The sequence below is a fragment of the Seleniivibrio woodruffii genome, from assembly GCF_029267515.1.
GTDB lineage: Bacteria > Chrysiogenota > Deferribacteres > Deferribacterales > Geovibrionaceae > Seleniivibrio > Seleniivibrio woodruffii_A.
Map to the genome: position 1 here is coordinate 170,843 of NZ_JAJUIS010000002.1, position 21,729 is coordinate 192,571.

The 21,729-nt window shown below is 46.2% G+C and carries 22 protein-coding genes; 4 read left to right on the forward strand and 18 right to left on the reverse strand.

The annotated features are described in order from the left end of the window. Genes Q7P67_RS03415 through Q7P67_RS03450 form a run of 8 tightly spaced genes read right to left on the reverse strand, consistent with a single transcriptional unit; the run spans nt 1 to nt 7,474 of the window. A complete protein-coding gene (locus Q7P67_RS03415; protein ID WP_303850486.1) occupies nt 1-1,569 on the reverse strand; it encodes an MlaD family protein in 1,569 nt (522 codons plus the stop codon). Nucleotides 1,570-1,581: 12 nt separating this feature from the next. Then, on the reverse strand, nt 1,582-2,337 hold the full coding sequence (locus Q7P67_RS03420) for an ABC transporter ATP-binding protein (protein WP_303850487.1): 756 nt from the start codon (nt 2,335-2,337) through the stop codon (nt 1,582-1,584). Nucleotides 2,338-2,345: 8 nt separating this feature from the next. Beyond that, entirely contained in the window at nt 2,346-3,116 is a 771-nt protein-coding gene (locus Q7P67_RS03425; RefSeq protein ID WP_303850488.1) for an ABC transporter permease, read from the reverse strand. Nucleotides 3,117-3,125: 9 nt separating this feature from the next. Then, on the reverse strand, nt 3,126-4,214 hold the full coding sequence (gene alr / locus Q7P67_RS03430; RefSeq protein WP_303850489.1) for an alanine racemase: 1,089 nt from the start codon (nt 4,212-4,214) through the stop codon (nt 3,126-3,128). Then, a complete protein-coding gene (prfB, locus tag Q7P67_RS03435; protein ID WP_303850490.1) occupies nt 4,201-5,316 on the reverse strand; it encodes a peptide chain release factor 2 in 1,116 nt (371 codons plus the stop codon). Before prfB ends, alr begins: the two co-directional genes overlap by 14 nt. Nucleotides 5,317-5,322: 6 nt before the next feature. Continuing rightward, on the reverse strand, nt 5,323-6,636 hold the full coding sequence (locus Q7P67_RS03440; RefSeq protein WP_303850491.1) for a TldD/PmbA family protein: 1,314 nt from the start codon (nt 6,634-6,636) through the stop codon (nt 5,323-5,325). After that, nucleotides 6,633-7,082, reverse strand: a complete 450-nt coding sequence (locus tag Q7P67_RS03445; protein ID WP_303850492.1) for an N-acetyltransferase — start codon at nt 7,080-7,082, stop codon at nt 6,633-6,635. Before Q7P67_RS03445 ends, Q7P67_RS03440 begins: the two co-directional genes overlap by 4 nt. After that, the gene (locus Q7P67_RS03450; RefSeq protein WP_303850493.1) at nt 7,079-7,474 is read right to left on the reverse strand and encodes a hypothetical protein; all 396 of its coding nucleotides are present in this window, start codon (nt 7,472-7,474) and stop codon (nt 7,079-7,081) included. Before Q7P67_RS03450 ends, Q7P67_RS03445 begins: the two co-directional genes overlap by 4 nt. 219 nt (nt 7,475-7,693) lie before the next feature. Between Q7P67_RS03450 and pyrR the strand changes: the two genes are divergently transcribed. From pyrR to Q7P67_RS03465, 3 genes are read left to right on the forward strand one after another with little or no spacing between them, the layout of a single operon-like run. Continuing rightward, nucleotides 7,694-8,230, forward strand: coding sequence for a bifunctional pyr operon transcriptional regulator/uracil phosphoribosyltransferase PyrR (pyrR, locus tag Q7P67_RS03455; RefSeq protein WP_303850494.1), 537 nt, complete (start codon nt 7,694-7,696; stop codon nt 8,228-8,230). A gap of 18 nt (nt 8,231-8,248) precedes the next feature. Then, on the forward strand, nt 8,249-9,199 hold the full coding sequence (locus tag Q7P67_RS03460; protein WP_303850495.1) for an aspartate carbamoyltransferase catalytic subunit: 951 nt from the start codon (nt 8,249-8,251) through the stop codon (nt 9,197-9,199). Next, on the forward strand, nt 9,183-10,460 hold the full coding sequence (locus Q7P67_RS03465) for a dihydroorotase (protein WP_303850496.1): 1,278 nt from the start codon (nt 9,183-9,185) through the stop codon (nt 10,458-10,460). The genes Q7P67_RS03460 and Q7P67_RS03465 overlap by 17 nt, the downstream gene beginning before the upstream one ends. A gap of 35 nt (nt 10,461-10,495) precedes the next feature. Here the strand turns inward: Q7P67_RS03465 and Q7P67_RS03470 are convergent, their stop codons facing one another. Beyond that, a complete protein-coding gene (locus Q7P67_RS03470) occupies nt 10,496-11,578 on the reverse strand; it encodes an ABC transporter substrate-binding protein (RefSeq protein ID WP_303850497.1) in 1,083 nt (360 codons plus the stop codon). A gap of 106 nt (nt 11,579-11,684) precedes the next feature. Between Q7P67_RS03470 and Q7P67_RS03475 the strand changes: the two genes are divergently transcribed. After that, complete coding sequence (locus Q7P67_RS03475) at nt 11,685-12,131, forward strand: C-GCAxxG-C-C family protein (RefSeq protein WP_303850498.1); 447 nt, start codon at nt 11,685-11,687, stop codon at nt 12,129-12,131. Between the two features lie 192 nt (nt 12,132-12,323). Here the strand turns inward: Q7P67_RS03475 and cimA are convergent, their stop codons facing one another. From cimA to Q7P67_RS03520, 9 genes are all read right to left on the reverse strand, one after another. After that, nucleotides 12,324-13,907: a citramalate synthase gene (gene cimA, locus Q7P67_RS03480; RefSeq protein WP_303850499.1), complete on the reverse strand. Its 1,584-nt coding sequence runs from the start codon at nt 13,905-13,907 to the stop codon at nt 12,324-12,326. Nucleotides 13,908-13,925: 18 nt separating this feature from the next. Next, entirely contained in the window at nt 13,926-15,140 is a 1,215-nt protein-coding gene (locus tag Q7P67_RS03485) for an aspartate kinase (RefSeq protein ID WP_303850500.1), read from the reverse strand. Between the two features lie 21 nt (nt 15,141-15,161). Continuing rightward, nucleotides 15,162-16,328 carry a cofactor-independent phosphoglycerate mutase gene (locus tag Q7P67_RS03490; protein ID WP_303850501.1) on the reverse strand — a complete coding sequence of 389 codons (1,167 nt, stop codon included), beginning with the start codon at nt 16,326-16,328 and terminating at the stop codon, nt 15,162-15,164. Next, a complete protein-coding gene (locus Q7P67_RS03495) occupies nt 16,329-17,648 on the reverse strand; it encodes a homoserine dehydrogenase (RefSeq protein WP_303850502.1) in 1,320 nt (439 codons plus the stop codon). Nucleotides 17,649-17,772: 124 nt separating this feature from the next. Next, on the reverse strand, nt 17,773-18,984 hold the full coding sequence (dinB, locus tag Q7P67_RS03500) for a DNA polymerase IV (protein ID WP_303850503.1): 1,212 nt from the start codon (nt 18,982-18,984) through the stop codon (nt 17,773-17,775). Further along, on the reverse strand, nt 18,981-19,232 hold the full coding sequence (locus Q7P67_RS03505) for a hypothetical protein (protein ID WP_303850504.1): 252 nt from the start codon (nt 19,230-19,232) through the stop codon (nt 18,981-18,983). The genes dinB and Q7P67_RS03505 overlap by 4 nt, the downstream gene beginning before the upstream one ends. Then, nucleotides 19,213-19,812, reverse strand: coding sequence for a transcriptional repressor LexA (gene lexA, locus Q7P67_RS03510; RefSeq protein ID WP_303850505.1), 600 nt, complete (start codon nt 19,810-19,812; stop codon nt 19,213-19,215). Before lexA ends, Q7P67_RS03505 begins: the two co-directional genes overlap by 20 nt. A gap of 76 nt (nt 19,813-19,888) precedes the next feature. Then, complete coding sequence (locus Q7P67_RS03515) at nt 19,889-20,359, reverse strand: hypothetical protein (protein WP_303850506.1); 471 nt, start codon at nt 20,357-20,359, stop codon at nt 19,889-19,891. Then, nucleotides 20,359-21,729, reverse strand: coding sequence for a sigma-54 dependent transcriptional regulator (locus Q7P67_RS03520; protein ID WP_303850507.1), 1,371 nt, complete (start codon nt 21,727-21,729; stop codon nt 20,359-20,361). Before Q7P67_RS03520 ends, Q7P67_RS03515 begins: the two co-directional genes overlap by 1 nt.

The following is a 21,729-nucleotide window of genomic DNA, read 5'->3' on the forward strand; positions in this document are numbered from 1 at the left end:
TTAGTTAGGCATCGGCACTTTGCCGAGCAGGTATTTGAGGTCGTCGTCACGGAACTGCACACCGCCGCCGACGAACCATGACTTATCGTCTTTGTTCAGGAAATTGTCATAACCTGCCTGCATGAAAAGGTTTTTATAGAATACATATTTAGCTGTTGCCTTTGCGTGTGCCTTTTTGTCTTCGTCTTTATCAGGGAAGTCAAACAGGTCTGCGGAGAGCACCAGTTTGTCTTCGTCTTTCAGCGGGTGATAGTCGAGTCCCACGCCAGCTTCGGACTCTTTAAGACCGACACGGAAGAAGTAATTATCCCAGAACCTGTTGGCGTACATCGCAGTGAAGGTCATGCTGCCGGGGCTGCGTTTGCTGCTGGTGACTGTTTTCTGATATGGTCCCTCGCTTGAACCGGGGGTGTAATAGTCGTAAGTTGCTGTCTCGTTAGTAATTGTTTTCTTTTCAACACCGTCCGGGTGGCTGGAAAGACCAAGCAGATAATATCTCTCTTTGCTGGGTGTAATTTTGACTGTAGCATGTCCCTTGCTTTCGTCTGTTTCTCCGTATCTCTCTGCAAAGAAAGCAAGATCCACTTTAAATTCGTTCAGTTTTCCCAGAGTGTCTTTCAGTCCTACAAGTGCGCCGTTCAGGTTGTCAACTGTCTGTTCGTCGTTGACCAGCTTGCCTATCGTTCCCTTGCCTTCGCTTATCTTGCCTGTAATATCGTTAAGGTTATCAACTGTCTTTTCAAGTTTAGCCGTAACTGTGCTCATATTTTTAATAGTGCTGTTGATATCCTCTTTGTTGCCGCCGATGATATCGTTTACATCCCCTGTTATGCTGGTGAGATTTTTTGTGATGGCAGGGGTTTCCGCTTTCATATCCCTGGTTATGGAGTTTATGTTTGCTATTATCTGATTAATGTTGGATGCGTTTGCGGTTGTGATGTCCGAAAGCTGTCTGGTAAGTTCGTCAACGTTGTACATTATTGCGTTGACGTGATTTTCATTATTTTTAACTATGGAGTTCACCGCATCCGTAATCTCGCGGATATTCGAAATAGTGGCGGACATGTTGCTTTCCGCCTCATTGGTTGCCAGAACCTTTCTCAGCGAAGCCGTTATCGCTTTTATGTCGTCGGCAATGTCGCCTATCTTGTTGCCCAGAACGTCGAAATCCGTTCCGCCGCCTTCAGAGGCTATCGTTGTACCTTCGGATATGACCCCTTCGGCTTTTCCGCCTGCAACTTTAAGTTCAGCGTATTTTTCGCCGAGGAAGCCTTTTGAGCGGACTGCCAGAACAAGGTTGGCTGGTAGTGTATATTCCTTGTCTATCAGCATGATTACGACAGCTTTTCCGTTTTCCAGTTTGATGTCTTTAACTTTTCCGACCTCAACGCCGCTGAATATAACGTTCGCGTCTTTTGTAAGTCCGGATGCGTCTTCCACAACAGCCTGAATACTCACTCCGTTTCCTCCGGAAAATGACATATCCACCAGTTTTAAAGACATTGCCCCTATCAGTATAAGACAGCCGACCACGAATAATCCGACCTTAGCTTCAAGTCCCATCTTCATAAAAACACTCCGCTACATGATTTTGATAGGTCCCTCTTTCGAAGCCGAGAAGAACTGCTTCACATAAGGGTTATCTGTGGTTTTAAAATCTTCGGCAGTGCCGTAAAGCACGACCTTGCCGTCGTAAAGCATTGCTATATAATCCGCTATTTTAAGTGTACTCTCTATGTCATGGGATATAACTATCGACGTTATCCCCAGTTGTTTCTGCGTATCGTTGATGAGGTTATCCACCACGTCGCACATGATGGGGTCAAGTCCGGTTGTCGGCTCGTCATACAGCATTATTTCAGGTTCCAGGGCAATGGCTCTGGCGAGTCCCACCCTCTTTCTCATACCGCCGGAAAGCTCCGAAGGCATCTTATCCTCAATGTTGCTCAGTCCCACAAGACGGAGTTTCTCAGTAACTATGGCGTCAATCCTGCTTTTCGGCAGTTTGGTATGTTCAATCAGAGGAAACGCCACATTCTCGTATACGTTCATAGAGTCGAAGAGTGCTGCGTTCTGGAACAGTATCCCGAAGGTTTTGCGCATATTGACAAGCTCTTCCGGCTTCATAACAGTGATGTCCTGTCCGTTCACAAACACTTTGCCTTTTGTCGGAGGCATCAACCCGCAAAGCTGTTTCAGCAGTACGGACTTACCGGTTCCGGAGGGACCGATTATATAGGTTATCGCACCTTTAACGATTTTAAGGTCGATACCCTTGTGTATCTTGTGCGTTCCGAAACTTTTATGCAGATCAAAACATTCTATAGCGTATTCCATCAGCCACCTTAGAACATGAATGCCGTAAGTATATAGTCAAAAATGAGAATCATGACACAAGCCATGACAACGGATTCTGTTGTCGCCCTGCCGACACCCTCTGCGCCGCCGCGGGTCATATAACCCTTGTAGCAACCGACAAGGGTCACTATGCCGCCGAAAACGACTGACTTTATCATCCCGTTGGCGAAATCTTCAAAGTCTATGTAAGTGTACATATAATCCAGATAAAGGGTCTTGTTTATGCCGAGAACCTTGATGCTCACCAGATAGCCGCCGATAACACCGCAAAGCACCGTCACGGCGTTAAGCATCGGCATAACTATCAGTCCGGCGAGGATGCGCGGTACGAAGAGATAATGCACAGGGTCAACAGCCATGGCGTTCAGTGCGTCAACCTGCTCCGTGACCTTCATGGTGCCTATTTCGGCGGTGATGGCGGAACCTGCACGTGCAGCAACCATGATTGCCGAAAGCACGGGACCCAGCTCCCTTGCCATTGCAAGGGCGACCACCGTTCCAACAAGCTGGTCGGCTCCGAATTTGTGAAAGCCGATATAGCTCTGAAACGCAAAGACCATTCCTGTGAAACTTCCGGTCAGGATGATTACCGACATTGAGTTTGCACCGATGAACTCTATCTGTTTTAAAAGTAGTTTTGTACGGAACGGCTTTTTAAACGTTAGTTTAATCGTTGAATAAAATAAAAGAGCCATATGCCCTGCTACTTCAACGATATTTACAAGCGGTCTACCGAAAAAACTTAATACTTTTTCCATCAAACCCCTTTATCCGAGATAAACTCTTGGTATTCTGTCGGAAATGCCGCACAGCATTTCATATGAGATGGTGTTTGCCCACCCTGCCCACATATCCGCCGTGATATTTTCCCCCATTATCTCAACCCTCATTTCGCTGTCTGTGTCAACGCCTGAAAGGTCTATCATGGTCATATCCATGCACACTGTGCCTATAACCGGGCATTTGATGCCGTTTACAAGCATGTGGCTGACGTTTGTGAAACAACGCTGGTATCCGTCGGCATAACCGATGGGAACAACGCCGTATGTCATATCTTTTTCGGCGAAAAAGCGCCTGTTATAGCTGACCGCTTCGCCTTTTTTTATCTGTTTCACATGAACAACTTTTGAATAGATGCTCATTACTTTTCTGAGTGTAACATTATTTTCGCCGTAAAGGTAGCCGTAAAGCATCAGTCCCGGTCTGGCGAGTGAAAATTTATTGTTAAAAGCGGAAACTCCTGATGAGTTGAAAAGACTGGTGTTGCAGGTTATTCCGTTGTCAACAATGTATTTTTCAAAAATTCGTATCTGTTCTTCGGTATATTCCGTGTCGCTGTCTGATGAAGACAGGTGGCTCATAACGTGAACAGGGCGCAGGTTTTCATATCTGGAGAGGAAGTCGCTGAAAGGCATTTCAGGCGAAAATCCCAGTCTGTTCATTCCTGTGTCAATCTTGACAGACACATAGGCGGTGCGGTTCATTTTTCCGAGAAAATTATTGAAGGCAGCCGCAAATTTCTCATCAACCATGTTCAGCACGAGATTGTATTCCAGCACGTCGTCAAAGAAATCGCCGTCAACGTAGCCCAGGATGAAAATCATCGGTTCGCTGCCGAGATATTCGCGCAGAATCATTCCTTCAAGTATGGTTGCAACGCCGAATTTTTTGACCTTGTGCTTTTCATAGGCATAAGCGGCTAGCTTCATAGCTCCGTGTCCGTAGCCGTCCGCCTTAACGATGGCGATTATGTCGGTTCCCGCTTTCGCCCTCGCCTGTTCAATGTTGTGTCCGAACGCCTGAAGGTCAATTTCAGCGTAGGTTGGTCTCAGTGATTTGATCTTAGTCTTTGTCATACTCTATTCCTGCGTTGTGCAGCAGATACGCACGGATGAAAGCATCGAGGTTTCCGTCCATCACAGAGTCCACATTGCCTGTTTCGTGGCGGGTGCGCAGGTCTTTCACCATTTTGTAAGGGTGCATAACATATGATCTTATCTGGTTGCCCCAGCCTATATCGGTTTTGGTGCTTTCCAGTTTCTGCTTTTCTTCGTTCTTTTTTTCAAGTTCGTGCTCGTAAATCCTTGATTTAAGGATCTTCATGGCGTGAGCTTTGTTTTTGTGCTGGCTTCGTTCAGACTGACAGGTTACGACTATACCTGTAGGCATGTGTGTAATACGCACAGCGGAGTCTGTTGTGTTGATGTGCTGACCGCCGGCGCCGCCAGCTCTGTATGTGTCAATCTGAAGGTCGGATTCGTTTATCTCAACCTCGATATCGTCCTCTATCTCTGGCATAACGAATACTGCGGCAAATGACGTGTGGCGTCTGTTTGCGGAGTCGAAAGGCGAAATGCGCACAAGTCTGTGTACGCCTGTTTCTCCTTTAAGATAGCCGTAGCAGAATGGTCCTTTGATGTTTATCGTAGCGTTCTTTATGCCCGCCTCGTCACCTTCCATATAGTCAAGTATCTCGTATTTATAACCTCTTGTCTCTGCAAAACGGATATACATACGGTAGAGCATGGAAGCCCAGTCACTGGCTTCCGTTCCGCCGGCGCCTGAGTTTATGGTGACAATGGCGTTGTTGGCATCGTTGGGACCGCTGAGAACAAGCTGAAGCTCGAACTCGCGCACTTTTTTTGAAAACGCTTTGATAGCGTCCTCAATGTCCCCGTCAAGTCCTTCCTCGCCCTCTTTTATGAGTTCCAGAAGCACTTCGGTGTCGTCACGCAGTGTCAGAAGTTCATCCCACGATTCAAGTTTTTTCTTGAGAGTGGACTGCTCTTTCAAAATCAGTTTGGATTCTTTTTTGTTCCAGAAATCCGCATCATTCATGGACATTTCATCTATTTTCGCGATTTTTTTCCTGAGTTCGTCCTCATTCATCGCAGTAGCGAAGCTCGCCACCTCTTTGTTGAGTTTTTCCGCTTCGCTGATTATTTCGTCGATCATCATAAAAATTTATTCTCCGCTGACAGTCATTTTATCAAAAAGAGCAGAGGCAGATGTTACCCCCGCATAAGTTCTGTAGTCTTCAAAAACGGCGATAATGCCCCGCAGCAGGTCTTTCAGATTTCCTGAGAGCACAGCTTCACGGAACGGATGGACAATCTCCCGTCCGCTCATGAGCACACCGGAGATACCGACTGAGAAATCGCCGCTTACGGTGTCTGCCGTATGCATCCCCATAACGTCTGTGACTTTAACATATTCATTCATAAAATCATAAGGCATTTTATCCGTACTCGCTTTTAAAATAAGGTTGGATGTACCTATACCTATATGTCCGCCTCTGCCGGTCTGCGCATTTGCCGTGTTGCGCATTCCCATTGCGGATGCTGTGTAGCTGTTGTGGAGGAACGAATCCAGTATCCCGTTTGCAAATATGGGCGTAAGTCCAGTGTGGTGTCCTTCGTCGTCAAAGTACCTTGAACCGGTTCCGCCGCGCAGCTTAGGGTCGTCAAACAGCGTTAACGCTTCCGAAGCGGCTTTCTTCCCCAACCTGTCGCCCAATACGCTTATATTCTTGTAAACGTTATCTGCATTGACAAGCTCAATGATAATTTCAAGGAAATCTGCCATTACCAAAGGATTGAACAGTACCCCGTATTTACCTGTTTTCAGCCTTTTGGCGCCAAGCAGAGCACATGCAGAGTACGCAGCTTCTTCCGCAGCTTTTGTATAGTTAAGACCTTTAAGCGAAAAACTGTCCGCCATGCCGGAACCATCCTGCTCGCCCTTATGGTTAGCAATAGCATATGTGTATGAAGAATAGTATGTTTTTTCTGAGTATAGATCGTGACAGAACGGGGTGATTATTTTTGTTGATTCTTTTGCAGCGCTGATGACTGACTGCTGAACAGATTTCACTCTTATGTCTGCCGCTTTTGCAGTTTCAACAGCTTCCAGTGCCATGTCAGCCATTTGTGCTGTGGTCAGCGATTCGAAACAGCCGTCGTTCTGAATAAAGTCTTCGGCATATTCAGGCTTAAACGGAATATTATGAATATCCTTCGGCATAGTGTCTATAACTCTTTGGTGTGAAGAGAGAAAAGTTTCTATTATGTCGGTGTTTAAACCGTCTGCGCTCATAGAAACAATCCGTCCCTCTTTGAATGCACGGATAACGATGCCAGTTTCTGAGCCTATATCGATGCTTTCAAGGGTTTTACCGTTTAACAGGACGGATTTTGAAACAGATTCCGAAACAGTTACAGTGACGTTATCGTAAAAATGGCTGTGATGCTCCAGAATACTCTTTATATCATAGTTCATAATGTCCGTTTCATTGCTATTTCGTCGCAGTCGGGAAACTTAGCACATTTCAGGCAGTCAGACCATATTTTTTTTGGGAGCTGTTCTTTTTCTATCTCGACAAAGCCGAGCTTGCCGAAAAATCCCGGCTGATAAGTCAGCAGAAATGCGTCAGTTATACCGACTTCCCTTGCCATCTGCATCGAGCTTTCAACAACGGCGGTACCTATGCCCTTTTTCGTGCTGTACTGGCTCACGGCGACGGAGCGTATCTCCGCCAGATTCTCCCATGTCGGGTGCATTGCGCTGCATCCGAGTATCTCGCCGCCTTCATCCCAGACGACAAATTCAAGTATCTTTTCGTATATTTCGTTTATGCTGACAGGGAGCATCAGCCCCACTTTCGCATGGGTATTTACAAGGTTCTGGATGTTCTTCGCATCCGCCATAACGGCTTTTCTTATCATTTCACGGTTTCCTTGATGAACAGTCTGTAAATCCTTACTGCGGTATCTTTGTCGGGGAGCAGCTCAACGTGTTTCTTTGCGCTGAAATTGATCTTAATGTTTTCTGCGTTGAACTGCGTGATTGTTATGTAAATTACAGCGTTGTTTGTCCGCGCTTCAATTTTACCGTCTGCAATGCTTGAAAGGGTTATCTGTGCGTTCTCGCTGTTGAATATGCCTATAAGCACTTCAAAAGCCTGTTCCTTGGGCATTGTGAAAACGTCTGTAACGGAATCGTTTGTTGTTGTGTAAACAGCTCCGCCCGCAGCGCCGCCGAATATAAGGGGTGCCGGAACACAGCTATACATAACAAGAGCCGCTGCCGCAACGATAATAAGTTTATGTAATTTCATAGCATCCTCACAAAATCTTTATTTATTGAATAGTTTATAGAACAGACAGATTTTTTTCAAGAAAATTCGTTGACAAGATAAAATGGCAGGGGCTATTATCTCAAGGGTGAATGATGACAGAACGGATTAACTTTTTAAACATATCTTTATGAGTACACGGCCTTTTAGCCGCCACTGGCGGTTGAAAGGCTTTTTTTTTGAATAAACGGAGGCTGAAAAATGTCCGCGAAAGAGATTATGAACAAAGAAGAGATGGCGAGAACCCTGAACAGGATGGTGTTTCAGATTCTTGAAGCCATCAAAAGCGAAGACGGCTTCTGTCTGGTGGGAATCAGACGCGGCGGCGCTGTGCTTGCAAAGCGCATGGCTGATATTCTGGCAAAGGAGGGAAAAAAGGATATCAAAATCGGATATCTGGACATCACCCTTTACAGAGATGACCTCACCAGTATACACGACTATCCGGTTCTGCAGAGCACCGAGATAGATTTTGACATTACTGGCAGAAACATCGTGCTGGTAGACGACGTTATCTACACCGGAAGAACCACCAGAGCAGCTCTTGACGCTCTCATAGACTACGGAAGACCAAAAAAGATCCTGCTTGCGGCGTTCATCGACAGAGGACACAGGGAGTTGCCCATTCAGCCTGATTTCACAGGCAGAACAGTGCCTACATCCCGCAGTGAAATAGTTGATGTTCAGCTTGAAGAACAAGCCGGATGTGATTGTATATTAATAAATAAAAAAGCCTAGAACACAAGGAGTCAAACCATGGCTTACAAAAGAAAAGACCTTTTGGGGATGAAGGACTTGACCAAAGAGGAGATACTTTATCTTCTGGAAACAGCTCAGAAATTCACTGAAATCAACGAGCGCGACGTTAAAAAAGTACCCACTCTGAAAGGGAAAACGGTGATAAACCTGTTTTTTGAGCCTTCCACAAGAACAAGAACCTCTTTCGAGATCGCCGGAAAAAGGCTCTCCGCCGATACCATAAACTTCACTGCGTCCTCCAGCAGTACGACAAAGGGCGAAACCCTTATAGATACTGTGAAAAATATGGAGGCAATGAAATCGGACATCTTCGTTGTGCGCCACTCCTACTCCGGAGCGGTTAAGTACATCGCGGAACATACAGACGCAAAAATCATCAACGCCGGCGACGGACTTAACGAACACCCGACGCAGGCGCTTCTGGATATGCTCACCATCAGACAGAGCAAAGGCAGGCTTGAAGGGATTGAAGTCGCAATAATCGGAGATATCACCCATTCCCGCGTCGCACGCTCTGATGTGTGGGCTATGACAAAGCTGGGCGTTAACGTCCGTCTTTTCGGTCCCACGACAATGATACCCAAACACTCACAGGTATTCGGCTGCCGAGTATGCAAATCTATGAACGAAGCTGTCGAAGGCGCCGACGTTATTATAATGCTGCGTATTCAGAGAGAACGTCAGGGTAAGCTGCTTATCCCCTCTACAAAGGAATACGCAAAATATTTCGGTCTCACAAAAGACAAACTGGCTCTGGCAAAACCAGATGCGCTGGTAATGCACCCCGGCCCCATCAACCGCGGCGTTGAGCTTATGAGCAACGTTGCCGACGGCGACAATTCAGGAGTTCTGAAACAGGTGACAAACGGCGTTGCCGTGCGTATGGCTGCTCTTTACATTCTTGGCATAGGAAACAACAAGGGAGGAATTGATGAAAACGCTTCTTAAAAACTGCAAAATTGTCAATCATGATAAGGTCACAGAGGGCAATGTCCTGATAGACGGCGAAATCATAGCCTCCGTTACGGCACATGCAGACGAAAAAGCGGATAAGGTCATCGACTGCAAAGGGAAATATGCAGTTCCCGGTCTGATAGATCTCCACGTTCATTTCCGTGACCCCGGACTGGAATACAAAGAGGACATCACTTCCGGCGCGAAAGCTGCCGTTGCAGGAGGCGTTACGGCCGTATGCCCCATGGCGAACACAAAGCCAGTGAACGACAACAGGATAGTGACTGAATACATGATAAGAAAGGCTCAGTCTGACGGACTCATAGACCTTTTCCCAATCGGAGCAATGACAAAAGGTATGGAGGGCGAAGAACTTACAGAAATGGGCGATATGACCGAGGGCGGAGCCATAGGCTTTTCGGACGACGGCAAACCCGTTTGCAGTGCAGAAGTTTTCCGCCGCGCCGCCGAATACGCATCGCAGTTCGGTTCTTTCGTGATAAGCCACGCAGAGGACAAGAGCCTTGCCGGAGCGGGAGTTATCCACGAAGGCGAAGTTTCCGCCATTACAGGGCTTAAAGGCATTCCTTCAGAATGTGAGGAGGTCATGGTCGCCCGTGATATCCTGATGTCAAAGCTGACAGGCGCCCATGTCCACATCTGCCATATCAGCTCCAAAGGTACACTTGAACTGATCAAATGGGCTAAATCCATGGGGTATAACGTAACTTGCGAAGTTACCCCCCATCATTTCACATTGACCGAGCAGGAACTTCTGACCTACGATACCAACTGCAAAATGAACCCTCCCCTGCGTGCACAGGAGGACGTTGACGCGCTTATCGAAGGGCTTAGAAACGGCGACATCGACTGCATCGTTACCGACCACGCCCCACATCATCCCGATGAAAAGGCGCAGGAGTTCGACCTTGCACCGTTCGGCATAACAGGACTTCAGACGATGCTCCCCCTCTCTCTCGCACTTGTTGAAAAAGGTGTGATAGATATGCCTGCTTTCGTAAGGCTTACGTCTTATAATCCTGCTAAACTCATCAAAAAGACGGACAGAGGCGAGATAGCCGTCGGCAAACTGGCTGACATCGCCATTGTTGATCCGGAACTGGAGTACGTTTTTGACCTTACCCTTAACAAATCAAAATCAGTCAATACTCCGTACATGGGTAAAAAACTGAAAGGCGCTGCGCTTTACACGATTAAAAGCGGAAAGGTAGTTTTCGAATTTCCTATGAACTGATAAAGATATGCCGCCGGATGAAATATTCCGGCGGTTTATTTTATCATTGAAACCCCTTTGTCAGAGAATATTATCTGCCTGAAAACCGGTGTGGTTTCATACATCTTGCCATAAATATCGTTTCCTGTGAACTCCGCGGAAACGGCGTCCGCAGTTGTTTTCATATTAGTGTTTCCGAAAATATCAGGGAATATTATTGTCCCGATGTAATAAGCGTTTATGAATAGATTTTCATAGTGCGCCGCGTACCTGTTGTAAGGCAGGATTGTATATACCCTGTTGTTTTTTATCGCCGGAATGTTCCTGAAAAGTGCCTTATTTGCGGCGTAGTCCTGTTTCAGCTTATCCAGCATGGTATATTCGACAAAAAAGTAGTCCGGTTTTGCCTCAACCAGTTCGTTCAGGCTTATTTCGGAATACGGGATGGTGGATCTGAGATCTGATCCTATGCTCATATGATTCAACATTCGAAGATATGTGTAGCATTTTTCAACCGTATAGCTTGCTTTAGATGGTTTATACTGCTGGGAGAGAATGAAAAGTTTCTTTTTCGGTGCGTCCTTTGTCTTTTCTATAAGCTCTTTTCTGGTTTTCGCCATAAAGTTCATGATATCCTGCATATCTTTCTGTTCATCAAGGATATAACCTGTCAGCCTTATGGATTGGAGGATTGCATCAAAGTGGAGATATCCTGTTTCAGAACAGTTCATTGCGGCAACAGGAATTTGAACGGACTGAGCGAGTTTTTCAACCTGCTTTTCGTTTAAACCTGAAACCAGAATGATGTCGGGATCTGCTGCTTTGATGGATGCGTAATCCGGAGCGAAGTTATAGAACGACCTGAATATTGGCGGCATTTTATCGTATCCCTCAGGATAGATACATGAACAATACTTATGCACTTTTCCCATAGATGGTGATAAGTCTTGTGTTACCAATTGTTTGGAGTAGTCTGCATATTCGGTTAAAGCGGAACTTCCCGGTCCCACAGCCGAAATTTTTCTGATCTTATCCGGGACATAGACCTCTCTGCCGCAGGCGTCAATAACCTTGAAGTTGTCAGCAAGTGAGTAGCCGGACATTGCGAAAAGCACTATGACAATAAATAATTTAAACATTGCACACCGTATGAGACGATAATATCGGAATAATTATATACCCGCAATACAAATGTATTGACAAAAAAAGCGTCCGAGTGTTCAACTTCACACGGAGGTTCGCAATATGACAGAAGAAACAATTGACAAAGCTGCGGAAGCCGCTGTACGCCTTTTTAAAAGCGGATATTCCTGCTCCGAGGCAGTACTTCTTGCGTTTGAAATGAATACTGAAAAAAAGTTTTCTGAAGATGCAAAACGCGGTATGAGCGCCTATGTTGAAGGTCTCAGCGGTTCAGGCTGCGTTTGCGGCGCCCTTGCCGGAGCAGTATTTGTTTTAAGCACCATGGGTGGCAGACTCAGCACAGACGAACCCATAAATAAACTGAAACATGCCGTAAGCACACTTCACGACGATTTCCGCAAAGAGTTTTCAAGCGCCTGCTGCCGCGTGATAACCGCTAAGTCTGCAAAGCTGTTCGGTATAGGCAAGTTCAACACCTGCCCTCTCACAGTTGAGTTCTGTATCAGAAAAATAATGATTCTTGCTTCAGAAAACGAATGGATAAAGTGACAAAAAAAATCCCGGTTACATGCTTTAAGGGGGGAGGAGGGATAAAGCATAGAAATAACCGGGCAATAGTCTGTTTGGTATTTTTATTATAGTCTTCTTTATATAATTTTCAACTGAAATCGTAAGATATGTCAAATATTCAGCGGTATTAAATGAAAAAAGCCGCTCCCTGCAGGAAGCGGCTTTGTTTTGTCAGTTTGTGCGCTCTTTGTCTTTCAGAAGTTTATATTCCATTGAATCCATAAGAGCCTGGTATGAAGCGTCTACAATGTTTGCAGCGACACCAACCGTTCCCCATGTGCTGTCCTTGTCTTTTGATTCGATAAGAACTCTGGTAACGGCTTCCGTTCCCTCGCCCGATGTAAGGATGCGAACCTTATAGTCAACCAGTTCCATATCCGATATGCGGGGATAGAATTTTGAGAGAGCTTTGCGGACGGCTTTGTCCAAAGCGTTTACGGGACCGTTTCCGGATGCCGCTGTATGCTCCTGTTCATCGCCAACAACTATTTTTACAGTCGCTTCCGCCATTGGACTGTCAGATTCACCATGCTTTTCGTCGATGACTCTGTAGCTGACAGAGTCGAAGAAAGGCGTGAAGGTTCCCATGGTCTTTCTCATGAGAAGTTCGAACGAAGCCTCTGCCCCTTCATACTGAAAGCCTTTGTTTTCAAGCTCTTTCAGCCTGTCAACAACGGAGTTCACCTTCTGGTCGTTACTGTCTATATCCAGACCGAAGTCCTTTGCCTTGTAAACAAGGTTGGACTTGCCCGAAAGGTCGGAAAGCAGAACTCTCTGTTTGTTGCCAACCAGTTCGGGTTCTATGTGTTCGTAGGTTCTGGCGTTTTTAAGGATGGCGCTGACATGCACCCCGCCCTTGTGCGCAAAAGCAGCGCGTCCGACATAAGGCTGGTGTATGTTGTGTTTCAGGTTGCCAAGCTCGTTGACATATCTGGATACACTGCGAAGTCTGTTCAGTTTGTCTGCCGGAACACACTCATATCCATACTTCAACTGAAGGTTTGGAATTACAGAGCAAATATTTGCGTTGCCGCATCTTTCTCCGTAACCGTTTATCGTTCCCTGCACCTGAGTTATACCGTTCACAACAGCCATAACGGAGTTTGCAACCGCGCAGTCGCTGTCGTTGTGGCAGTGTATGCCAAGTGGATAGTCGCCTGTCACTTCTCGAAGCTGACGGATGATATCCGCAAGTTCCTGAGGCATGGTACCGCCGTTTGTGTCGCAAAGGATGATGCAGTCGGCTTTCGCCTCCATGGCAGCCTTGACGGTTTTAATGGCGTATTCTTTGTTCGCCTTAAAGCCGTCGAAAAAATGCTCCGCATCATAAAAAGCCTTGTCCACCTTTGATTTAAGGTATGACACTGAGTCATAAATTATATCAAGGTTCTGCTCAAGTTCAATTTTAAGAGCTTCAGTAACGTGCAGATCCCATGTCTTTCCGAAGATGGTCAGGTTGGGAACTTCAGCCTCAAGAAGCGCCTGAATGTTTTCGTCCGTGTCGCAAGTTCTTTTCGCACGTCTTGTGCTGCCGAACGCCGCAACATGGTCAATGGGTACGGATGATTTTTTAACATCTCTGAAAAACCCGATATCTCTGGGGTTGGAACCTGGCCAGCCGCCTTCGATATATCTTATGCCGAAATCGCAAAGTGCTTCAGCTATTTTCACCTTATCTGCTATGGTGAAGTTAACGTCCTCCGACTGAGTGCCGTCTCTCAGCGTGGTGTCGTATATCTCTATCTTTTTTGACATAATTTTACCTTAAAAAGATTACGCTTCGACAAAAGCCTCGTGCAGTATTCTCACCGCAAGCTCGGAGAATTTCTCTTCAACGACGCATGAAACTTTTATCTCGCTGGTGGTTATCATTTTTATGTTGATGTTATTCTCCGCCAGAAGAGAGAACATCTTTGCCGCAACGCCTGCATGGCTTCTCATACCCACGCCGACAATAGATACTTTGGCGATGTTCTCATCAGCCAAAACCTCCTTGGCACCTATCTCTTTTGCGATTGCGTTGCATACGTCGGTTGCGCGCAGGATGTCTGTTTTCTGCACGGTGAAAGACATATCTGTATTTCCGTCCTTCCCTACGTTCTGAACGATAACGTCAACGTTGATATTGCTATCGGCAATTTTATTGAATATTTTTGATGCGATTCCGGGATTGTCCGGAACAGCCGTAATAGTAATTTTAGCCTGATTTTTGTCTGAAACGACGCCGGTTACAACAACCTGCTCCATGTCTGAATCCTCCTTGGTTACTAATGTTCCGGGTTTGTCCTCAAGTGATGAAAGAACCATGATGTCTACGTTGTGGTTCATGCCCAGTTCAACGCTTCTGGACTGGAGAACTTTTGCGCCGAGAGACGCAAGTTCCAGCATTTCGTCATAGGATATCTTATCCAGTTTTTTGGCATGTTTGACAATTCTGGGGTCGGCGGTGTAAACACCGTCAACGTCGGTATATATTTCGCATACGTTGGCTTTCAGCGCGGCTGCCACAGCAACTGCGGACGTGTCGGAACCGCCCCTGCCGAGCGTTGTGATATCGCCCGTTTCAGGAAAAAGTCCCTGAAAGCCTGCAATGATACATATCTTTCCTTTTTTAAATTCTTCTCTGATGCGGTCTGCCTTAACGTCCATGATACGGCTGTTGGAGTGTGCCCCGTTGGTCACCATCCCTATCTGGATACCCGTTAGGGAAACAGCGGGATAGCCCATTGAAATGAGAGACTGCGCAACCAGAGGTGAGCTTGCGGACTCGCCTGTGGAAACAAGCTGATCGTATTCTCTGGGGCTGTACTTGGGGTCAATCTCTTTCAGGAGGTTGATAAGCCTGTCTGTTTCGCCGGACATGGCAGAAACCACACATGCTACGTCATGCCCCTGATCTTTCTTTTTTGCGATGATTCTCGCGACATTTTTGATGCGTTCGATGGAGCCTACGCTGGTTCCGCCGAACTTCATAACTACAATGCCCACTAAAGTCCTCCTTAAAAGCTGTCAACCGTTGATAACGGGACTTTTCAGAAAAAATTCTGCGATACGGAAACCGTTTTCTATGAAAAACGTGGGTTTCATAAACTCGTCATAGGTCTGGTTTTCATCCGGTTTAACCCCTGTTCCGTATATTATACAGGGTACAGGCTCCGCAACGTGCGTGCGGCGCTTAACGGGTGTGGGGTGGTCGGGTGAGACCATGATCCTGAAATCCCCGAATTTTTTCAGTCCGTCAAGGAGTATAGGGAGAAGACGGCTGTCGATGTTTTCCACAGCTTTAATTTTTTCACTTATACTACCCATATGTCCAGCTTCATCAGGGGCTTCGACGTGTATGAATACATAATCATTTTTTTCGAGAGATTTCAATGCGTATTCGGCTTTGCCCTCAAAATTGGTGTCTATAAATCCGGTCGCTCCCGGAACGTTAATAATTTCAAGTCCGCCGAACCTGCCTATACCCCGGATAAGGTCAACAGCGGCAACGACAGCACCGTTCAGCCCGTAAAGTTCTTTAAACGAAGGCATTTCGGGTTTAACACCCTCTCCCCAGAACCATATACTGTTGGCACGGGCATATTTTCCGCCATCGAAAACTTTTTTTGCACGCTCCATTATTGAGAGCAGTGTGTCTGCGCCCTTTCCTTTCGGGAGATACTGTTCCCATTCCTGCCCCATTATATCGTGAGGAGGTGTTGTCTGAAGTTCGAAATCGACATTGCGCATTATCATGAGGTTGCGGTATCCAACGCCTGGGTAAAATTCCGCACCTTCGCTTCTGAATATGCTGTCAAGCTCAGCTATACAAGCCTTTGCGACGTTTCCGTCAATATGGTGAGCGGAGAAATCGTCCATCACTTTTCCGTCCAGAGTAACAAGGTTGCAGCGGAACGCCATGTCCCCTTTGTTCAGTTCAATACCCTGACTGCCCGCCTCAAGCGGGCTTCTGCCTGAGTAGTAGACAGTGGGGTCATAACCCATCAGAGAAAGATTGCAGATATCGCTGCCGGGGTAGTACCCGTCGGGTGTGGATTTTATAAATCCGCCGACGCCCTCTTTTGCCATTCTGTCCATATTCGGCTTATCAGCCGCCTGCATGACGGTTTTTCCGCCAAGTTCTTCTATTTTATGGTCGCTCATCCCATCGGTGAGCAGTACGACATATTTCATTTAAACAAGCTCCTTAACTCTTATGGCGACTGTTTTGTCAGTAACACAGTCTTCTCCGTCTATTTCGGCTATCGCCTTCATAATGTTGTGCGCCACGGTCTTGTGTGTCATAAATACCATGGTCACAACCTCTCCGGGAGCCCTGTCGTCGGGCTGGATAGCCTGTGATATACTGATTCCGTATTTGCCCAGTATTCCGGCTATCTTTGCCAGAGTCCCCGGTTCGTCCAGAACCGTGAAGCGCAGGTAAAATTTTGATTTGATGTCTTTTATGTCCCTGATGGGATAGTAGTAATCGAAATCTCTTGTGAATCCGAGCACAGGAACTCGCTCTGCGCATCCGCTGGCGATGTCTCTTGCTATTGAAACAACGTCCGCTGTTACCGCTGAACCTGTGGGTTTGCCACCTGCGCCGCGTCCGTAGTACATTGTTTTGTCCACGCTGTCACCGATGAACTCGACAGCATTGAAAACGCCGCTGACCTGTGCCATCATTTCCGCGTTGGGCAGAATTGTCGGATGCACCCTTACTTCTATACAATCGTCGTGTTTTTTGGCTATTGCAAGGAGTTTTATCTTGCAGTTCAGCTTCTTGGCAAACTCAATATCCACCTTTTTGATGTTTGATATGCCTTCAACGTATATCTTGTCGAAGGGTACCAGAGTCTTAAAACCGATAGACGCAAGAATTGCTATTTTGTGGGCAGTGTCTATCCCTTCGATGTCAAAAGTTGGATCTGCCTCTGCGTATCCTTTTTCCTGAGCCGCTTTCAGAACTTCGGAGAACTCTTTTCCCTCAGCCTCCATTGAAGAAAGAATATAGTTTGCGGTACCGTTGATTATGCCGAATATCTCTTTGATATTGTTGCCGACAAGATCCTCTTTCAGTACGCCGATAAGAGGGATTCCGCCTCCGACAGCACCTTCGAAGCCGATTGTCACGTTGTTTGCCTGCGCCGCTCTGAAAATTTCTTCCCCATGCACGGCAAGGAGTGCCTTATTTGCTGTCACAACATGCTTTTTTGCGTTAAGTGCTTTCAGCATAATATCCTTTGCAAAAGTATATCCGCCCACAAGTTCGATTACGATATCGATTTCGGGGTCGTTGATAATGTCCTCTGCGCTGTTCGTGACAACCTGACAAAGCGCGAGCGTATCGTCAAGTTTGGTTTTATCTATTTTAATATCTGCAATAGTTTTCAGACAGATGTCGATTCCCGTTTTTTCAAAAATATTCTGCTTGTTTTTAAGCAGAATTTCAGCCGTTCCCTTGCCAACAGTTCCGTATCCGATGAGACCTGCGTTCACTTTCTTTGACATTAATTCCTCCGAATTTGGATACAACACAACCGTTAAAAATTATGTCCAACGATATTAGTTGATTTGGTATTTCAAGTCAAGAAAACTGCTGTGTTTTTTACGGAAAATCTAATCAATGTTTTAATTAATCGGGGGTAAATTCCACATTTCTTGTGCCTTCGGGTCTCCACGCCGGAGAGATGGTCTTTGCACCTATCCTTTTGCAGTTGAGTACGGATGCGTATGAAACAGTGTTTTTTCCGAATTTTGAGTTTATTTTATCTATAGCATCATATAGTTGAGGATATTTCTGAAAGTTATCCATTATGTTTGTCAGCGCAACATATTCTGAAACAAGATTTCCAAGAGTAACACCAAGCAGCCTTACAGGTGTTTCGTCCCATATTTCATCGAAAATGTTCACCGCTTCTTCATATATGTGATGGGTTGCGGAAGTGAAAAAACCGAACGTTTTCCGTTTGCCTATATTTCCCATTTGTGTGTCGCGGATGGTCAGGTGTACTGTTTTACCGGCAAATCCGTTTTTTCTGGCGCGGGCGGAAACCATCTCTGAAAGCTGAAGCAGATAGTTAAGCGCCTCCTCCCTTTTGTTCAGAAAAACCGGCATAGTCATGCTGTGCCCTATAGACTTCACCGGTGGTTCTTCCGAAACGACACCATCGGCATACTGTCCGCAGACCATCTTATAAAGTCTCGTGCCGTAAATTCCGAACATCTCTTCAAGCCGCTCCTGCCCGAAATCTCTTAAATCTTTAGGGGTGAATATCCCAAGTTCACGGAAGCGTTTTGCAAGTCTGCGACCTATACCCCAGATATCGCCGAGCTCAAAACTATCTATGAAGTCAATAACTTCATCCGGTTCAACCATGTAAAATCCGTCCGGCTTGTTAACGCCGCTCGCCATCTTCGCAATCAGCTTGTTCGGTCCGATGCCAACGGAGCATGTGATGTTAAAAGTCTTTTTAACATAAGATTTTATCATATATGCAGCATCAACTGGGTTTATCTCGGTTTTGGAAATATCCAGAAACGCCTCATCTATGGAATAAACCTCAACTTCCGGTGTTATGGTTCTCAGGTATTTGTTAATTTCGGTTGATATATAAGTGTATTTCCCTGTGCTTGCCGTAACCATTGTTACATGCGGGCAGGCTTTCATTGCCTCATACTTGCTCATTCCGGTTTTGACACCGCAGGCTCTCGCTTCGTAAGAGCTTGTTACAACTACCGTTCTTTCCTTTGCTCCTATAACGGCGATTGGTTTTCCGCGCAGATGAGGATTAGCCGACTGTTCAACAGACGCGAAGAATGCGTCCATGTCCATACAGAGGATCATCTTCCGTTCCCCTCGTCCATTCCTTCAAGGTACCAGCAGGCGTCCAGAGAGCTGAAAGACAGTTCAAAGACATTGAAACCGTCCGTCACTGTGTATTTATGTATTATGTCGTTTCCGGCGCGTTCCTTCCAACGGTAGCAGATGTCCTTAACAGTGACTTTTTCACCGTGCAGGCTGAACCATACCGGTCTGGGGGTTGCTTCAAACACAGCGCCCACGCGCACCCTTTCATGCAGGTTCAATATCATAACCGCCCTCCAGCGCGCGTATCACCATTTTGACAGTGCCGATAACCTGAAAGTCATCGTATTCACCGACGGGGATAGGAGCAAAATCGGGATTTGCAGGCATAAGAAAAATACCGGCGGATGTTCTTTCAAATGTTTTAAGAGTTACTTCGCCGTTCAGACGAAATGCTCCTATCTGTCCGCTTTCAATATGGTTTGTTATTTTGATGAGAACGCAGTCACCATCGAGAATCGCCTTATCCTTCATGCTTTCGCCATCGACACGCAGGAAAAAGTGGTTGTCGCCTATAGGTTTATCCAGACGTATATAACCTTCGACGTTTTCCTCGGATGTTACAGGTACGCCTGCTTTTATGCGTCCGAGAACAGGGGTGCCCTGTGTGTGGGTTTCGAGGCTTCTTGCAATGTTTCCGGTACGTTTCAGAGCGCCGGACTGTTCCAGCCTGTCCAGCATATTCTTTACGCTGGCGGTGGACGAAACGCCCATGCCCTTTGCTATCTCACGCACAGACGGAGAATATCCGTTGTCCTTTATGAACTTATCGATGAACTGCATGAACATTTTCTGTCTGTCTGTCATAAAAGCCTCCATAGACGAACATGTGTTCGCCTATGGTTATAATAGCTCAACAGAGACAAAAGTCAAGAGAATTGATTTACTTAATCTTTGAGCAGGAAAAGTCGTGAAATTTCACGTCTTTAAAGGTTTTTATATCGTATTGTGCTGCGTATCCGTCTTTGAGTGATTGTATCATGATATCTTTGCCCTCTTTTGTGACAGCTTCGCCAGGTTCGATGCCTCTAAGCGGTTTTGCCAGAAGTGGCGCTATGTTATGGCGGAATTTGAGAACCAGTTTCGCATCCTTTTCACGCGGGAAAACTATATCAATATTTCCTTTGCACATTGTTCTGCTGCCTATCCTGCTTGAATAGAGTTTAACATCTGACAGAACGAGAGAATATGTGCCGTCAGAGTTTTCTTTGATGTTAATCGTGTCAAACTCGCCTGACGGAACGTCAGTAGCTTCGTCTATTTTTTTTGAAACGTCGGAATTTTTAACGGCATAGTTCACAAACAGAAGCGCTATGAGCGCCACAAGAACCGAACCGAGAAGATATTTACCCATTAAGCCTTTCCGTCGGCGGGCTTGAATTTTTCCAGCCCGTACACTTTTATTTTCCGGTGCAGATACGTCCTTTCTATCTCAAGTATCTTTGCGGACTGGCTTATATTCCAGTCGTTCGCCTGAAGAGTCTGAAGGATATATTGTTTTTCGAAGCCTTCCTTTGCGTTTCGCAAAGCCGCTCCGTTTTCGGACTCATATTTGTCTTCTTCCAGAGCCCGCAGAAAGTCAGGTGCGTCCTCAACGTCCATTGTCTCGTGTTCGGACAGTACAACCATGCGCTCTATAAGATTTTTAAGCTGGCGGACGTTTCCGGGCCAGTCAAAAGCCATAAACAGCTCCATCAGAGACAGGCTGACCTTTTTAAGGTCGAGTCCGTTGAGTGAACATGCCTCGCGTATGAAATGCTGCATCAGAATCGGGATATCCTCTTTCCGCTCGCGCAGAGGCGGAACTGTGAGCGGCACCACGTTTATCCTGTAATAAAGGTCTTCGCGAAAATTCCCCGCCTCTATCTCGTCTTCAAGGTTTTTGTTGGTAGCTGTGATAAGTCTGAAATCGGAGTTGACCGGAGTGTTGCCTCCGACACGTGTAAAGCTGTTGTTTTCGAGCACTCGCAGCAGCTTAGCTTGTGCCGGCATGGACATATCCCCTATTTCGTCAAGGAAGACCGTGCCGTTGTCCGCCTCTTCAAATTTACCTGTTTTCTGTGACACAGCGCCTGTAAACGAGCCTTTTTCGTGTCCGAACATCTCTGTTTCCAGAAGCTCCGAGGGGATAGCGGCGCAGTTTATTTCAACAAACGCCTCTTTTGCCCTGCGACTGAGCATATGGATAAGCCTTGCAACGTGTTCCTTTCCTGTGCCGTTCTCTCCGTTTATCATCACCCATGCGTTTGTGGGTGCAATCTTTTCTATCTTCTTTTTAAGCTCGTTTATTGGTCTGCTGACACCGAGGATGTCATATTTTTTTATCAGATCACTTCTTGTTTCGCGCAGGTCGTGCATGAGTTGGAATTTGTCTGTAAGGTGTTTTACTATAAGAAGTATCCGCTCCAGAGAAAGGGGTTTTTCCAGGAAGTCATAGGCTCCTCTGCGTGTCGCCTCAACAGCGTTTTCAATGTTTCCGTGACCGCTGATTATAACCACCTCAAGGTTGGGGAAATAGCTTTTTATATCGCGCAGACCGTCTATACCGTCTTTATCCGGCAGCCATATATCCAGAAACAGTATATCGTAAACATGTTTTTTCAACTGGTCGAACCCGTCCGCAAAAGTTAGGGAGAAATCAGCCGAATATCCTTCGTCCTCAAGGATATCTTTAATGGCCGTGCATATTCCTTTTTCGTCGTCGATAATAAGTATTCTTGCCAT